The organism is Pseudomonas oryzihabitans, from assembly GCF_024652905.1.
GTDB lineage: Bacteria > Pseudomonadota > Gammaproteobacteria > Pseudomonadales > Pseudomonadaceae > Chryseomonas > Chryseomonas benzopyrenica.
The window spans coordinates 3609387-3624711 of the sequence record NZ_CP102428.1; the positions used below are offsets into that span (position 1 = coordinate 3609387).

The following is a 15325-nucleotide window of genomic DNA, read 5'->3' on the forward strand; positions in this document are numbered from 1 at the left end:
TCGGGGCCGGGGGGCACCGACGCGGGAGCCGACATTCTAGGCGGGGCGGCCGAGGGCAGCCAGGGCGGTGTCCAGGGATTCCTGCTGCTGGCGTTCGTACAGCGCCATCTCGTCGAGCACTGGCGCGCCCAGGGCGGCTTCGAAGGCGGCGCGATTGCCGCCGCTCTGGTATTCCTGCTGGCTGCCGGCACCCAGGTTGGACTGGAAGATGCCCGCGGCGCTGACCGGCAGGAAGTCTTCGTAGGTGATGGGATCGGCGAGGAGATGGCCGGCGGCGATCAGGGCGTCGGGATCGCGGCTATCGCTAGCCGCTTGGCTACCGGCCACAGCGCGATAGCGGAACCAGGCCAGGCCCTGACGGCGCAGCTCGTCCCAGTTGTCGGGCAGCGCCTGGAACACCTCGGCCAATACCGTTGCGTAGTCACTGCCGGCCGCCTTGCTGCGCTGGCGGACCTCCTGCAGGAGTTCGTCGTAACGCTGGCGACCGGCCGGCGTGAGGGCGATGCCGCGCTGCTCGATCTCGCCGAAGCGCGCCGTGTGCGACCCCTGGACCTCGCCCTGGAAGAGGATGGGTTCTTCCAGCGCCTTGAAGCTGGTCTGGCGCAGCAGGATAGGGCACTGGCGGCGGGGCGGGCCTTCGATAGTTTCCTTGGGCGCGATGCCCCGGGCGGGCATGCGGGCCTGGACGGCGTCGATGTCGAGGGTGCGCGGGGTCAGGTGGTTGATGTGCGGACCCTTGAAGCAGACCACGTCGGCGATCAGCCGATGGGCATCGTGCAGGCGCTGATAGAGGTTGGCGTCGACATTGGCCTCGCGGTGCCAGCGAAAGGTCTCCAGGGCTTCCTGGACGAAGGCAGCGGCTTCCGCGTCGGTGAGACCACCCTGCGCCTCGGCGCGCTCGATCAGCTCCAGCGCGCCCGGGGTGAAGATGCGGCGCTCGTGCAGGACCTTTTCGGCCAACTGGCGCAGCTCGGCGTCCTCGATCAGCTCCAGGCGCAGCAGCGAGGTGAAGACGCGAAACGGATTGATCTGCAGGGCGGCCGGCGCTACCGGACGGAAGGCGGTGGAATGCACCGGCACCCCGGCCACGCTGAGGTCGTAGTAGCCGACCGGCTGCATGCCCATCACGGCGAACAGACGGCGCAGGGTGGCCAGTTCGGCCGCGGTGCCGACGCGGATGGCACCGTGGCGCTCCAGGTCCAGGCGCTCCGCGGAATCCCGGGAGAAACCCGGTTGTCCGGCGTTCACCTCGGCGACCAATTCCAGCAGGGTGCCGTACTGGGGCACCTCCTGGCGGTACATCGCCGACATGGCCTGGGAAAAGCGGGTGCGGATCAGATCCGGGGAAAGCAGCGACGCGGCGGTCATGGGAGCGGCTCCTGGCTCAGGCTAGAAGCCGATTTCGACATGCCCGCACGGGCTGCTCAAGCGATCTTTGCTCATTGGATCATTCCCCGGGGGAATGGGCGGGATGTCTTAATGATCCTTGTGCTGGGTCTTCGGCTTCTTCACGTGGTCAGTGCCGGTATCACTGCCCGAACCGCTGCTGGAGCCATTATCGGCCGCACCGACACCGGTGCTGGGCGCCTTTTCCATGCCATGGCTGCTGGTGGGATCGGGCCGCGCGGGAGTGGCCGGGGGATTGGTCGGACTGGTCTGGGCCAGGACGGCACCGGACAGGCCAAGACCCAGGATCAAAGTGGGAAGCAACAGGGACTTGCGCATGGGGAGGACTCCTCTGGACGGATTCACTCCTCTTTAGGCACCTCCCCCGCGGGGAGGTGCCGCACCGCGGATCAGCTGCCGCTGGTACTGGCTTTGTGGACCTTCTTGTGGGCCACCTTCTTGTGGTGGGTAGTGGCCTGCTTGCCGGTCTTGGCCGGGCTGTTGCTCGTCGCGGCAGGCGGTGCTGCCGGATCGGCCGGCGCCGTCTGGGCGAAGGCGGCGGAGGTGACCAGCAGGCCGGCGAGGGTCAGGCAGAGGGTGGTGCTTTTCATGGAAGTCACTCCTTCGGTGGCTGATTGCAGCCTCAGTTAGCCGCCTTTCGCCCGGCAAAACCGTGTCCCTTTCCACAGCCAGGGCCATCGGTAACAAGATATTTCAATCGACTGCCAAGGCGTTAACAGTCTGGCGAGCTCTTCGCCGGGGTCCCGGCTTGGGCATAATGCCGGGACGCCCCTCTACCGTAGCCGCGCATGCCCAAGAGTCCCCACCTTCCCAAGCGCCCCCGCTGGAGCAGTCTGCTGCTCTTGGCCCTGGGTCTGACGCTGCTGCTGATTCCGCTGCGCTATGCAGCCCAGCACTATTACGAGGCGCAACTGGCCGAGCAGAACGGCCAGACGCTGGACCTCTATGTCGCCAACCTGCTGGGCACCCTGCGGCGCTACGAGGTGCTGCCGGACCTGTTGGGCGATCTGCCGGTGCTGCGCCATGCCCTGGAAGGACAAAGCGACGGCAGCGCCCAGGACGCCGCCAGCCAGATGCTGGAAGACATTCGCCAGCGGACCGGGGCCGATGTCATCTACCTGATGCAGGATGACGGCACCTGCCTGTCCAGTTCCAACTATCGCCAGCCAGACAGCTTCGTCGGCCGCGACTTTTCCTTCCGGCCCTATTACAAGGCGGCCATGCAAGGCCAGCCGGGGCGCTTCTTCGGCCTCGGCACCACCTCCAGCAAGCGCGGCTACTACTTTGCCGCCGCCGTGCGCGACGGCGCGCGGGCCATTGGCGTGGTGGTGGTCAAGGTCGATCTGGACAGCGCGGAACGGCTTTGGGGCAACGCCCCCGAACAACTGCTGGTGACCGATGACCTGGGCGTGGTCATCCTTACCTCACACGATGCCTGGCGCTTTCGCGCCACCCATCCGCTGGACGAGCGCCAGCGCGAGCAGGTCAATGCCAACCGGCCCTACCCCACCACCAATCCCGCCCCCCTGACCCTGGTGCCTGGCGACTGGCTGACCCAGACCCGCAACCTCGACGAGGTGGGCTGGACCGCCCGGATCCTGGCACCACGGGAGATGGTCGAGCGCCAGGTGCGCAGTGCCCTCTATGTCGGCGCGGCGACCCTGCTGGCGCTGCTGCTGTTGCTGGTGGTCATGACCCTGCGGCGGCGCCACTTCATCGAGCGCCTGGCCCTGGATGCCCGCGCCAAGCGTGACCTGGAGCTGAGCGTGGAGGAGCGCACCCGCGACCTGCAGACGCTCAACGCCCGGCTGCAACAGGAGGTCCATGACCGCGAACAGGCCCAGCGCGAACTCATGCGCGCCCAGGACGAAGCCGTGCAGGCGGGCAAGCTGTCGGCGTTGGGGACCATGTCGGCCAGCATCAGCCACGAACTCAACCAGCCACTGGCGGCCATTCGCAGCTACACGGAAAACGCCGTCGTGCTGCTCGACCACGATCGCCTGGACGACGCCCGCGGCAATCTCAAGCTGATCGGCGAGCTGACCACGCGGATGGCCAACATCATCGCCCACCTCAAGGCCTATGCCCGCGGCGCCCGCCGCGCGCCGGAGAGCGTGGTCCTGCAGGGCGCCCTGGAAGACGCCCTGGCGCTGGTCGCCGCGCGGCGCCGGGCCATGCAGGTGGAGCTGATCCGCGACCTGCCCGATGCGCCGCTATGGGTGCAGGCCGGCGAAACCCGCTTGCGGCAGATCATCAGCAATCTGCTGAGCAATGCCCTCGACGCCCTGGCGGAAAAGACCAGCACCCGCCGACTGTGGCTGACCACCAGCATCGACGAGCGCGGCGTGACGCTGATCCTGAGAGACAACGGTCCGGGCTTTTCCAGCGAGGCCCTGGCCCGCGCCCACGAACCCTTCTTCACCACCAAGGCCACCGCCCAGGGCCTCGGCCTGGGCCTGGCGATCTGCGATAACCTGTTGCGTACCCTGGGTGGCCATCTGCACCTGTCCAACCATGGCGATGGCGGTGCCGAGGTGCGCCTTTACCTGTTGCATGGCAAGCCGGGGGTCGCCTCGGTGCCCCAGGAAGAAGTCCGCGGTTGAACACCTTAGCCCCTCTACCTTAGGTCCTAGTCATGAACGCCCTGCCCCCCTTCGATCCCGCCAGCCAGATCCTGCTGATCGACGACGACGCCCACCTGCGCCTGGCACTGAGCCAGACCCTGGACCTGGCCGGCTTCAAGGTGACGACCCTGGCCGATGCCCGGGACCTGGAGCTGGCGGCCGTGCGCGATTGGCCCGGGGTGGTGGTCAGCGATATCCGCATGCCTGGCATCGATGGCCTGGAGTTGCTGGCCCAGTTGCACCAGCGCGACGCCGAATTGCCGGTGGTGCTGATCACCGGCCATGGCGACGTGCCCCTGGCGGTGCAGGCCATGCGCGCCGGCGCCTATGACTTCCTGGAAAAGCCCTTCGCCAACGATGCGCTGATCGACAGCGTGCGCCGCGCCCTAAGCGCCCGCCACCTGGTACTGGAAAACCGCAGCCTGCGCCTGGCCCTGGCCGAGCGCCATGAACTGCAGACCCGGCTGATCGGCCAGACCCCAGGCATGGCCCGGCTGCGCGATCAGATCGGCGCCCTCGCCGCGACCCAGGCCGATGTGCTGATCCACGGCGAGACCGGTGCCGGCAAGGAGGTGGTGGCCCGTGCCCTGCACGACCTGTCGAATCGCCGTGATGGCCCCTTCGTCGCCATCAACGCCGGTGCCCTCGCCGAATCCGTGGTGGAAAGCGAACTCTTCGGCCATGAACAGGGCGCCTTCACCGGCGCCCAGAAGAGACGCATCGGCAAGTTCGAATACGCCAGCGGTGGCACCCTCTTTCTCGACGAGATCGAGAGCATGAGCCTGGATGTCCAGGTCAAGCTGCTGCGCCTGCTGCAGGAGCGCAAGGTCGAGCGCCTCGGCTCCAACCAGCAGATCCCGCTGGATATCCGGGTGGTCGCCGCGACCAAGGAAGACCTGCGCCAGGCCGCCGACCAGGGCCGCTTCCGTGCCGACCTCTATTACCGGCTTAATGTCGCCACCCTGCGCATCCCCGCCCTGCGCGAGCGCAGCGAGGACATCTTGCCGCTGTTCCGCCACTTCGCCCTGGCCGCCGCCGAGCGCCATGGCACGCCGGTGCGCGAGGCCGATGCCGAGCAGCGCGCGGCGCTGATCGCCCACAGCTGGCCGGGCAACGTACGCGAACTGCAGAACGCCGCCGAGCGCTTCGCCCTGGGCCTGGAGCTGGCCCTGGACAACAGCGCCTATGCGCCCCTGGCGCCCATGGCGGCGCCGCCCGTGGCCGCTGCCACCGTTGCGGCAGCGCCCGCCACGGCCGCCCTGGCCGCCGGGCTGGGCGAGCAGGTCGAGGCCTTCGAGCGTGAACTCATTCAGCGCGAACTGGCCCGGCCTCACGCCTCCCTGCGCAGCCTGGCCGAAGCCCTGGGCCTGCCGCGCAAGACGCTGTCCGACAAGCTGCGCAAGCATGACCTGCAATTCACCGGCGGTGCGGCGGACGAAGGCGACTAGGCCAAGGTCGGCTGGTCGCGCCTGACCGGGAGTGGCAGAGTAAGGGACTCAGGCGTCGTGCAACAGACGTCGTGTAACAGGCGTCATGCAACAGGCGTTCGCGCAAGGAGACCCTCTTGACCTCGCTCATGCTCGCAGAAGCCGCCGCCAGCGGTGCGGCGGTCGCTCGCCAACTGGCGACCATCGACCAGGCCCTGGCGGCCCTGGCCGACGACCTCAGAGCCCAGCCGCCGCAGCTGGCGCTGACCGTGGCGCGTGGCAGTTCGGACCATGCGGCCAGCTATTTCGCCTACCTGGCCATGGCCCACCTGGGGCTGCCGGTGCTGTCCCTGCCGCCTTCGCTGGTGACCCTGCGCCAGGCGCCGCTGCGTGTCGAAGGGCAGCTCGCCCTGGGCTTTTCCCAATCCGGACGCAGTCCCGATCTGATCGAGACCCTTTCGGCGCTGGATCGCTACGGCGCCCGCACCGCGGCCCTGGTCAACGAGATCGACTCGCCCCTGGCCCTGGCCTGTCGCCACGCCATCGGCGTGCAGGCCGGTCCCGAACACAGCGTCGCCGCCACCAAGAGTTTCATCGCCACCCTGGCCGCCGCGGCCCGGCTGATCGCCCACTGGCAGCAGGACGAAACCCTGCTCGCCGCCGGCGCCGCCTTGCCCGCGGCGCTGGATCGCGCGGCCGAGCTGAGTTGGGCGCCGGCGCTGCCGGTACTGCGCGACGCCGAACGCTGCATGGTGGTCGGTCGCGGACCCGGTTTCGCCATCGCCCAGGAAGCCGCGCTCAAGCTCAAGGAAACCTCGGCGCTGCAGGGCGAGGCCTTCAGCGGCGCCGAATTGCAGCACGGTCCCCTGGCGCTGGTGGAGCGCGGCTATCCGCTGCTGATCTTTGCCCTGCGCGGCCCCGAGCAGGCCGGCCTGCTGCAACTGGCGCGGGACTTGCGCGGCCGCGGCGCCCGGGTGCTGCTGGCCGCCCCGGACGAGGTCGCCGAGCGCGATCTGCCCCTCGCCGTCGCCGGCCATCCGGACCTGGACGGCCTGCTGGCGATCCAGAGTTTCTATCGCATGGCTGCGCTGCTGGCCGAAGCCCGCGGGCAGGATCCGGACCAGCCGCGCCATCTGCGCAAGGTCACCCTCACCCGCTAAGGCCGCGCTCGAGCGTCCAGGCGCTGCCGCCTTCGGAGCGCCTGGATTTCCCGCTCCATCCAGAGAGCTAAGTCTTTGGAGCTAGCTGCCGTCGGCTGATCGACGGGCAATCTGCCAAGCGGTCCACAGAGCCGGTAAGTCGCTGGAAATCGGTCAATTTTTTCTTGTCGCTCCCGGCGATTTGTCTCAGCGTGCGCGCAACGGATGATGAGACAGCCCATATGGACATGCGCGCGATACCTGCGAGCAAGGTCTGCCTGACGACGAGAAACGTCCTCCTGGCGGAATTGCTCAAACCCTTTCTGGAAGAACGCCACGGCATCGAGCTGAGCTGCGCTCGCGAGCTGGAAGCGGCCGGCGAGACCAGCCTGGTGCTGGTCGATCTCGGCAGCGTGCCCGAGGCGCCACTGGAACGCTGGCTGGAAGGCCTGGCGCCGGCGGTCACCGTGGCCTTTCTCAATGCCAGCGTCGAACAGGCCCTGCCCTGGGTCGAGCGCTTTCCCGCCATCCAGGGCGTGTTCGCCCCCCAGGCCAGCCGCGACCAGTTGCTGCAAGGGCTCGGCGCGCTGTTGGCCGGCGAGGACTGGCTGCCCCGCGCCATCCTGGCCCACCTGCTGCGCCGCTCCCGTGAGCGCCCCAGCATCGCCGCCGACGGCCTGACCCGCCGCGAGCGGGAGATCCTCCGGCTGGTCGGCCGCGGGTTGTCCAACGCCGCCATCGGCGAGGCGCTGTGCCTGAGCACCCACACGGTCAAGAGCCACATGCACAACCTCTTGCGCAAGACCGGCGCCGCCAACCGCGCCGAGGCGGCGTTGCGCTTCCATGCCGGGCAGGATCTACCGGGATGAAAGCCGCCTGGCTGCTGCTCGGGCTGTTGCTGGCCGGCCCGCTGCGGGCCGAGGGCGACATCATTCAGGGACTGCTGGTGGACAACACCATCTCCCGCTTCGGCCACGACTTCTATCGCCACTTCGCCGACCGCCTCACCGACACCACCGACCTGGACTTCAACCTGGTGGTGCGCGAACGGCCCTCGGCGCGCTGGGGCAGCCTGGTCTGGGTGGAGTACGAACAGCGGCTGCTCTATCGGCAGTTCATTCCGCCCAACAACAGCGAACTCAAGGATGCCGCCTACGCCGCCGCGGACCAGGTCCACGAGGGCATCACCCGCCGGCGCCTGGAAAACCTGCTGCAGGACACTTTCGACATGGAAAAGGACGAGTTATGAATGCGCACGCCTGGAAGGCCCTGCCCCTGCTCTGCACCCTGGGCGTCGCCCCGGCCCTGGCGACCGAGCTGGTCTACTCGCCGGTGAATCCGTCCTTTGGCGGCAATCCGCTCAATGGCACCTACCTGCTGAACAACGCCACCGCCCAGGATCGTCACAAGGATCCCGACCTGCGCAGCAGCGCCAGCAGCCAGTCGCCCCTGGAGCGCTTCACCAGCCAGCTGGAATCGCGGCTGCTGTCCCAGGTGCTGACCGACATCAAGGACGGCAACTCGGGCACCCTGTCCACCGACCAGTTCATCGTCAACATCGTCGACGACTCCGGCAACCTGACCGTGCAGATTACCGACCGCGGGACCGGGGAGATTTCGGAAATCTCCGTCAACGGCTTCAACCAACCCTGAGCACGGATGCCTGCCATGAACGCCTTTTCCCTGGCGGCGGCCCTGACCGCCGCCCTCGTCCTGACCGGCTGCGTACGCGACCCCATGCCTGCCGAACAGAACGCCGCTCCGACCCTGACGCCGCGCGCCTCCACCTACTACGACCTGCTGGCGCTGCCGCCACCCAAGGGACCGCTGGTGGCCGCCGTCTACGGCTTCCGCGACCAGACCGGGCAGTACAAGCCCAATCCGGCCAGTTCCTTTTCCACCGCCGTGACCCAGGGCGCCGGCAGCATGCTGGTGGACGCCCTGCAGGCCAGTGGCTGGTTCGTAGTGCTCGAACGCGAGGGTCTGCAGAACCTGCTGACCGAACGCAAGATCATCCGCGCCACCCAGAACAAGCCGGACCTGCCGGAGAATCTGCAGCAGGCGCTGCCGTCGCTGCAGGCGGCCAACCTGCTGCTGGAAGGCGGCGTGGTGGCCTATGACACCAACGTCCGCAGCGGCGGCGAAGGGGCGCGCTACCTGGGCATCGGCCTGTCCGAGGAGTACCGGGTGGATCAGGTCACGGTCAATCTGCGCGCCATCGACACCCGCAGCGGCCGGGTGCTGGCCAATGTCATGACTTCCAAGACCATCTATTCCATCGGGCGCCAGGCCGGCGTCTTCAAGTTCATCGAATTCAAGAAGCTGCTCGAAGCCGAATCCGGCTACACCACCAACGAGCCGGCGCAGCTGTGCGTGCTCTCCGCCATCGAGGCGGCGGTCGCCCATCTGGTCGCCCAGGGGGTGGAGCGCCGGCTGTGGCTGGTGGCCGACGGTCGTGATCCACGGGATCCGGCGCTGACCAAGTACCTGGAGCCGACCCGGCGCTAGGGATTAAGCCGCAAGGCCCGCGGGATTCGCTCCCTGGAGCGATAGCGATGGGCCAGGCGGCTCCGGACAATGCCGGACGGAGAACTCAGGCAATGACGGTGATAGAGATGCGCAGCCTACCCCGCGGCCTGGCCGTGATCCTCACCCTGGCACTCGGCCTGACGGCTACGGCCTCGGCCGCCGATCTCATGGAAACCGGCGATCTGGGTCAGGCACCGGCGGCCCAGCGGGATGCCGCCATCCGCCAGCTCGGCATAGACAACCAGGCGCTCATCGACCAGCGCGGCACCGCACTGCGCGCTCAAATCGCCCAGAGTGGCGCCACCCAGGAAGCCAGCATCCTCCAGGATGGCACGGAGCTGAGCGCAGTCATCCTCCAAGGTGGCTACGGCAACGTCGCGCGCATCGAGCAGGTCGGCAGCGGCAACCAGGCCGACATCCTGCAACTCGGCGTCCAGGGCAACGCCCGCATCGAACAGCACGGCTCGGGCCTGTCCAGCCGCATCGTCCAGTACGGAAGCAACCAGAACACGGTGGTACGTCAGTACCGCTGATGGCACTCATGGAGATCAGACAGATGTTTCTACTCAGGCCCCTGGCCGCCCTGACGCTGGCCCTCGTGGCCGCCAACGCCCTTGCCCAGAACAGCATCGCCACCGTCCAGCAGAATGGCAACAGCGGTACCATCACCCTGGACCAGAGCGGCGCCGGCAACAGCGCGGCGCTCTATCAGCTGCAGGGCGAAGGCAACGCGATCAGCGTGGTCCAGACCGGCGCCAGCAGCGCCACCATCACCCAGGGCGGCGACATCTACGGCTACGCCCAGGGCAACGTGGCGAGCCTGCGCCAGGAAGGCGGCAGCAGCGTCCATAGCCTGGCCCAGGACGGCTTCGGCAACCAGGCCACCCTCACCTCCGTGGGCAGCAACAGCGGCACCCTGGTCCAGTCGGCCTCCAGCGCCCAACTGACCCTGGAGCAGAACGGTGACAACAACCAGGTGCGGGTCGACCAGAGCGGCGATGCCGTTACCGCTACCCTCAATCAGTCCGGCACCGATAACCGCATCGAGCTGACCCAGCAGGGCTACTCGGTCGACACCGTGGAGCTGACCCAGCGTGGCCAAGCCAATGTCGCCACGGTGCTCTCCTCCGGCAAGTTCAACGAATTGAGCTTCACCCAGGACGGCAATCGCAACACCCTGAACGTCGACCAGGCCGGTCGCGGCAATCGCTTCAGCGGTAGCTCCACCGGCGACGACAACCTGGCCAGCGTCACCGTCCAGGGTGACAGCAACCAGACCAGCATCGTCCAGAGCGGCAATGGCAACGAGGCGCGGCTCGACGTCACCAGCGCCATCAGCACAGCCAGCGTCAGCCAGGTCGGCGACAGCAACCGCGCGAGCATCCTGCAGACCTCGGCCAACTTCAACGGCTTCAACGACAGCGCGCAGATCTCGCAGAGCGGCTTCGGCAACAGCGCCACCATCAACCAGCGGTGATGCGTGCCGCCTGGCTGCTCGCGGCCCTCCTGCCCCTGGCGGGCGGCGCCGCGGCCAGCGCCCGCCTGGAGGTGCAGCCGCAACCGGCGGGCGCTCAGGTACAGCTGTGCTTTACCAGCGAAGACACGTCTCTGAGCTACGAACTCATCATCGAATTGCATGGGCCGGGTGGTGTCGCCCGCACCCGTCAGGCCGGCGAGGCCAGGGGTGACGGCTGCCCGGTCACCACGCGCCTGGGCGCCGCGCCCGGCAGTCTGATCGAAGCAAGGCTGAGCTGGCAGCGGCAGGGACAGCCGCAGCCCGCCATCGAGCGGCGGTTGCAGCTGTAGCTCAGCGCAGAGGTTCCACGTGGAACCGTGGCTACAGGGTCAGCGGCAATTCCAGCGGGGTCTGCTGGCGCGCCGCCAGGCGCTGCTGGAATTCGGCCGGGTCATGAATCAGCACGTCCTGACCGGCAAAGGCCTGGGCGGCGATCAACCGGGACAGCCAGAAACGCACGCAGGCGACGCGCAGGAGCACCGGCCACAATTCGGCTTCGCGCGGCGTGAAGTGGCGATCGGCGGCATAGGCCGCCAGCAGCGCCCGAGCGCGCGGCAGGTCCAGCGCGCCGCTCTCGGTGGAGCACCAGTCGTTCACCGTGATGGCGAGGTCATAGAGCATCCAGCCGGAACTGGCGTTGTAGAAGTCGATGACGCCGGACAGCCGGGGGCCGTCGAACATCACGTTGTCGCGGAACAGATCGCCGTGCAGATTGGCCTCGGGCAGCGGCGGCTGTTCGGTCAGCAGCTCGCGGATCTCTCCCAGGGTGCGCTCCAGCAGCGGCCGGGCGGTCGCATCCAGGCTCGGCGCCAGGCGCTCGCCTTCGGCCAGCATCCAGGCCAGGCCGCGATCACTGGCGCGCTCGATGCGTTTTTCACCGGCAGTGGCGCGGTGCAGATGGCCCAGCAGGTGACCGACTTCGCTGCAGTGATGGGGATTGGGCGCGCGCTCGTGGCGACCGGCCAGGCGCGGCTGCAGCAGCGCCGGCTTGCCGGCCAGCTCGCGCAAGGCCTGGCCATCCTGGGTGCGCACCGCATAGGGCACCGGCAGGTCGGCGTCGTGGAGGACGTCGAGCAGCTCGATGAAGAACGGCATCTCCGCCACTGGGCCGCGCTCCACCAGGGTCAGGACGAATTCGCCGCCTTCCAGGCTGATGAAGTAGTTGGTGTTTTCCGAACCCTCGGCGATGCCCCGGAAATCCCGCAACCGGCCCAGGCCATAGGGCGCGAGAAAGGCTTCGAGGGTAGGACGATCGAGGGGCGTGAAGACGGACATGACGGGGCCTGGCGGGAGAATGTGCGAGCGGCGCGCAGTTTACCGGTCCAGGCGCCCTGCGCCTACCAGGTGAACAGTCGCCAGCTGGGGACGTGCAGGGTCGGCTTGTCGTTGGCGGCGGTGCTGCTGCCATCGGCGGGTACCAGTTCGTAGGGTGCGCCGTGTTTGGGGATGACCCGGGTGGACTGCAGTACGCCGCGGATGCTCGTCTCCTCGATGGTCTGGTCGCCGGCCTGGTAGCGGATCACCTTGATCTCGTCAGGCAGGGGCTTTTCCCCCGGTGGCAGCGGTTCCGCAGCCTGCACCAGCGGCGCCAGCAGCAACGCGGCGAAGAGGAAGCGACGAGCACCCATGGTAACCTTTGACCTTTTGAACGGAGCGAGTGGTCGATTCTAGAACCCGGCCCAGTTGTCGTCGAGACTGGCCGGACAGACGCCGCACACGCCACGACAAAGGTTTAGACCATGAGCCACGCCCCTCTCGTCCTGGTGGACGGTTCCTCCTATCTCTATCGCGCCTTCCATGCCCTGCCGCCGCTGATGACCTCCACCGGCAAGCCGACCGGCGCGGTGAAGGGCGTGCTCAACATGCTGCTCTCGCTGCGCCGCCAGTATCCGGACAGCCTCTTCGCGGTGGTCTTCGACGCCAAGGGCCCGACCTTTCGCGACGAACTTTTCGCCGACTACAAGGCCCAGCGCCCGGCCATGCCCGACGACCTGCGCGGCCAGGTCGAGCCGCTGCACGCCTGCATCCGCGCCCTGGGCCTGCCGCTGCTGGCCGTCGAAGGGGTGGAAGCCGACGACGTCATCGGTACCCTCGCCCGCCACTGCGCCAGTGCCGAGCGCCCGGTGGTGATCTCCACCGGCGACAAGGACATGGCCCAGCTGGTCTGCCCCTATGTCACCCTGGTCAACACCATGAGCGGCAGCGTGCTGGACGTGGAAGGGGTCAAGACCAAGTTCGGCGTGGGCCCCGAGCTGATCATCGACTACCTGGCGCTGATGGGCGACAAGATCGACAACATCCCCGGGGTGCCGGGGGTGGGTGAGAAGACCGCCGCCGGGCTGCTCAATGGCATTGGTGGTGGCCTGGATACCCTCTACGCCAACCTCGACGCCGTGGCCGCCCTGCCCCTGCGCGGCGCCAAGTCGCTGGCCGCCAAGCTGGACCAGCATCGCGAGCAGGCCTACCTGTCCTACCAGCTGGCCACCATCAAGCTGGACGTGCCGCTGGAGCTGACCTTCGACGAGCTCAAAGTGGGCGAGCCCCATGTGGAAGCCTTGATGGCGCTCTACCAGGAGTTGGAGTTCAAGTCCTGGCTGGATGAGCTGATCCGCGACACCAAGCGCCAGGGCGCGCCCCTGCCGCTGGCCGAGGATGCCGCCACCACCCAGGTGGAAACCCAGTACGACACCGTGCTGGAGCAGGCCGACTTCGACGCCTGGCTGGCGCGGCTGCAGGCCGCCGCCTGCTTCGCCTTCGATACCGAGACCACCAGCATCGATGCCCAGCGCGCCGAGCTGGTAGGGCTGTCCTTCGCCGTGGCGCCGGGCCAGGCCGCCTATGTGCCCCTGGCCCACAGCTACATGGGCGCGCCGACCCAGCTCGCACTGGAGCCGGTGCTGGCGGCGCTCAAGCCGCTGCTGGAGGACCCCAAGAAGCTCAAGGTCATGCAGCACGGCAAGTACGACCTCAATGTGCTGACCCGCTACGGCATCACGATCCAGGGCATCGCCTTCGACACCATGCTCGAATCCTATGTGCTGGATGCCACCGCCACTCGCCACGACATGGACAGCCTGGCGCTCAAGTACCTGGGCCACAGCACCATCCGCTTCGAGGACATCGCCGGCAAGGGCGCCAAGCAGCTGACCTTCGACCAGATCGCCATCGAGCAGGCCGGGCCCTATGCCGCCGAGGATGCCGACGTCACCCTGCGCCTGCACGAGACCCTCTGGCCCAAGCTGGAAGCCGTATCGGGCCTGGCCGGGGTGCTGCGCGACATCGAGATGCCGCTGGTGCCGGCGCTGGCGCGCATCGAGCGCAACGGCGCCCTGGTGGATTCGGCGCTGCTCGGGGTGCAGAGCCGCGAGCTGGGCGAAAAGATGATCGCCCTGGAAAAGGAAGCCTATGAGCTGGCCGGCCAGGAATTCAACCTGGGTTCGCCCAAGCAGCTGGGCGAGATCCTCTTCGTCAAGCTGGGCCTGCCGGTGGTCAGCAAGACCGCCTCCGGCCAACCTTCTACCGCCGAGGCGGTCCTGCAGGAACTGGCCGACCAGGACTTCCCGCTGCCCAAGGTGCTGATGCAGTACCGGCAGATGAGCAAGCTCAAGAGCACCTACACCGACAAGCTGCCGCAGCAGATCAATCCGCGCACCGGGCGCATCCACACCAGCTACCACCAGGCGGTTACGGCGACCGGGCGGCTGTCTTCCAGCGATCCGAATCTGCAGAACATCCCGATCCGCACCGCCGAGGGCCGGCGCATCCGCCAGGCCTTCGTCGCGCCCCAGGGCTATCGCCTGCTGGCGGCGGACTATTCGCAGATCGAGCTGCGCATCATGGCCCACCTGGCTCAGGACGAAGGGCTGCTGCACGCCTTCCAGAACGACCTGGACGTGCACCGCGCCACCGCCGCCGAGGTGATGGGTGTGCCGCTGGAAGAGGTCAGCAACGAGGATCGCCGCCGCGCCAAGGCCATCAACTTCGGCTTGATCTACGGCATGAGCGCCTTTGGCCTGGCCAAGCAGATCGGCGTCGGCCGGGCCGAGGCCCAGGCCTATATCGATCGTTATTTCCAGCGCTATCCCGGCGTGCTGGCCTACATGGAGCGCACCCGCGCCCAGGTGGTGGACCAGGGCTATGTGGAGACCCTCTATGGCCGCCGGCTGTACCTGCCGGACATCCACTCCAAGAACCAGGGCCTGCGTCGCGCCGCCGAGCGGGCGGCGATCAACGCGCCCATGCAGGGCACCGCGGCGGATATCATCAAGCGCGCCATGATCACCGTGGATGGCTGGCTGCAGTCGACCCCGGAGCTGGACGCCCGGGTGATCCTGCAGGTACACGACGAACTGGTGCTGGAGGTCCGCGAAGACCAAGTGGAGCGTCTGCGCGAGGGCCTGCTACCGCTGATGAGCGGCGCCGGCGAGCTGGACGTGCCGCTGCTGGTGGAGTCGGGGGTGGGTGGTAACTGGGACGAGGCACACTGACGGGCCCTGGAGGTTGGGATCGTTGGGCTTCGCAGGCTCAGCCCAACCTACGGGTTCTGCAGCACCGTGGCGTGGCAGACGGCACGGCCTTTTCCACCTGAGGATTGGGTGCCAAGGGTACCCTCACCCCGGCCCTCTCCCTGAGGGAGAGGGGACGGTTTGGAGCGTGGTTTTGGCACGGCGACCTCGTAGCGTA

16 protein-coding genes are annotated in these 15325 nt (G+C 67.8%); 11 read left to right on the forward strand and 5 right to left on the reverse strand.

Translation table 11 applies throughout. From position 1 onward, the window contains the following. Positions 1–36: 36 nt before the first annotated feature. The 3 genes from hglS to NRG74_RS16705 all read right to left on the reverse strand — a co-directional run bounded on the left by hglS (position 37) and on the right by NRG74_RS16705 (position 1997). Entirely contained in the window at positions 37–1368 is a 1332-nt protein-coding gene (gene hglS / locus NRG74_RS16695; protein ID WP_257704847.1) for a 2-oxoadipate dioxygenase/decarboxylase HglS, read from the reverse strand. Between the two features lie 108 nt (positions 1369–1476). After that, a complete protein-coding gene (locus NRG74_RS16700) occupies positions 1477–1725 on the reverse strand; it encodes a hypothetical protein (protein ID WP_017641606.1) in 249 nt (82 codons plus the stop codon). A 71-nt stretch (positions 1726–1796) separates the two neighbouring features. After that, a complete protein-coding gene (locus tag NRG74_RS16705) occupies positions 1797–1997 on the reverse strand; it encodes a hypothetical protein (protein WP_257704848.1) in 201 nt (66 codons plus the stop codon). A gap of 198 nt (positions 1998–2195) precedes the next feature. On the opposite strand from NRG74_RS16705, the gene NRG74_RS16710 reads away from it, so the two are divergent. The 10 genes from NRG74_RS16710 (at position 2196) to NRG74_RS16755 (ending at position 10932) form a co-directional block, all read left to right on the forward strand. Beyond that, positions 2196–4010, forward strand: coding sequence for a sensor histidine kinase (locus tag NRG74_RS16710; protein WP_257704849.1), 1815 nt, complete (start codon positions 2196–2198; stop codon positions 4008–4010). A gap of 32 nt (positions 4011–4042) precedes the next feature. Then, on the forward strand, positions 4043–5479 hold the full coding sequence (locus NRG74_RS16715) for a sigma-54-dependent transcriptional regulator (RefSeq protein WP_257704850.1): 1437 nt from the start codon (positions 4043–4045) through the stop codon (positions 5477–5479). A 128-nt stretch (positions 5480–5607) separates the two neighbouring features. Continuing rightward, positions 5608–6618: an SIS domain-containing protein gene (locus tag NRG74_RS16720; RefSeq protein WP_257706608.1), complete on the forward strand. Its 1011-nt coding sequence runs from the start codon at positions 5608–5610 to the stop codon at positions 6616–6618. A 227-nt stretch (positions 6619–6845) separates the two neighbouring features. Continuing rightward, positions 6846–7466, forward strand: coding sequence for a helix-turn-helix transcriptional regulator (locus NRG74_RS16725; RefSeq protein WP_256204541.1), 621 nt, complete (start codon positions 6846–6848; stop codon positions 7464–7466). Next, positions 7463–7846, forward strand: coding sequence for a curli production assembly/transport protein CsgE (gene csgE / locus NRG74_RS16730; protein ID WP_017641600.1), 384 nt, complete (start codon positions 7463–7465; stop codon positions 7844–7846). The genes NRG74_RS16725 and csgE overlap by 4 nt, the downstream gene beginning before the upstream one ends. After that, positions 7843–8250 carry a curli assembly protein CsgF gene (locus NRG74_RS16735; RefSeq protein ID WP_017641599.1) on the forward strand — a complete coding sequence of 136 codons (408 nt, stop codon included), beginning with the start codon at positions 7843–7845 and terminating at the stop codon, positions 8248–8250. The genes csgE and NRG74_RS16735 overlap by 4 nt, the downstream gene beginning before the upstream one ends. 15 nt (positions 8251–8265) lie before the next feature. Beyond that, positions 8266–9105 carry a CsgG/HfaB family protein gene (locus NRG74_RS16740; RefSeq protein WP_017641598.1) on the forward strand — a complete coding sequence of 280 codons (840 nt, stop codon included), beginning with the start codon at positions 8266–8268 and terminating at the stop codon, positions 9103–9105. 107 nt (positions 9106–9212) lie between these two features. Beyond that, entirely contained in the window at positions 9213–9659 is a 447-nt protein-coding gene (locus NRG74_RS16745) for a curli fiber surface-exposed nucleator CsgB (RefSeq protein WP_257704851.1), read from the forward strand. A gap of 23 nt (positions 9660–9682) precedes the next feature. Further along, on the forward strand, positions 9683–10603 hold the full coding sequence (locus NRG74_RS16750) for a hypothetical protein (protein ID WP_257704852.1): 921 nt from the start codon (positions 9683–9685) through the stop codon (positions 10601–10603). After that, positions 10603–10932 carry a hypothetical protein gene (locus tag NRG74_RS16755; protein WP_257704853.1) on the forward strand — a complete coding sequence of 110 codons (330 nt, stop codon included), beginning with the start codon at positions 10603–10605 and terminating at the stop codon, positions 10930–10932. Before NRG74_RS16750 ends, NRG74_RS16755 begins: the two co-directional genes overlap by 1 nt. A gap of 31 nt (positions 10933–10963) precedes the next feature. Here the strand turns inward: NRG74_RS16755 and NRG74_RS16760 are convergent, their stop codons facing one another. Continuing rightward, positions 10964–11917, reverse strand: a complete 954-nt coding sequence (locus NRG74_RS16760) for a homoserine kinase (protein WP_257704854.1) — start codon at positions 11915–11917, stop codon at positions 10964–10966. A 62-nt stretch (positions 11918–11979) separates the two neighbouring features. Then, the gene (locus NRG74_RS16765; RefSeq protein WP_257704855.1) at positions 11980–12270 is read right to left on the reverse strand and encodes a DUF2782 domain-containing protein; all 291 of its coding nucleotides are present in this window, start codon (positions 12268–12270) and stop codon (positions 11980–11982) included. 111 nt (positions 12271–12381) lie between these two features. Here NRG74_RS16765 and polA point away from each other — a divergent pair, with 111 nt between their 5' ends. Continuing rightward, positions 12382–15129: a DNA polymerase I gene (polA, locus tag NRG74_RS16770; RefSeq protein WP_257704856.1), complete on the forward strand. Its 2748-nt coding sequence runs from the start codon at positions 12382–12384 to the stop codon at positions 15127–15129. Positions 15130–15325 lie beyond the last annotated feature (196 nt).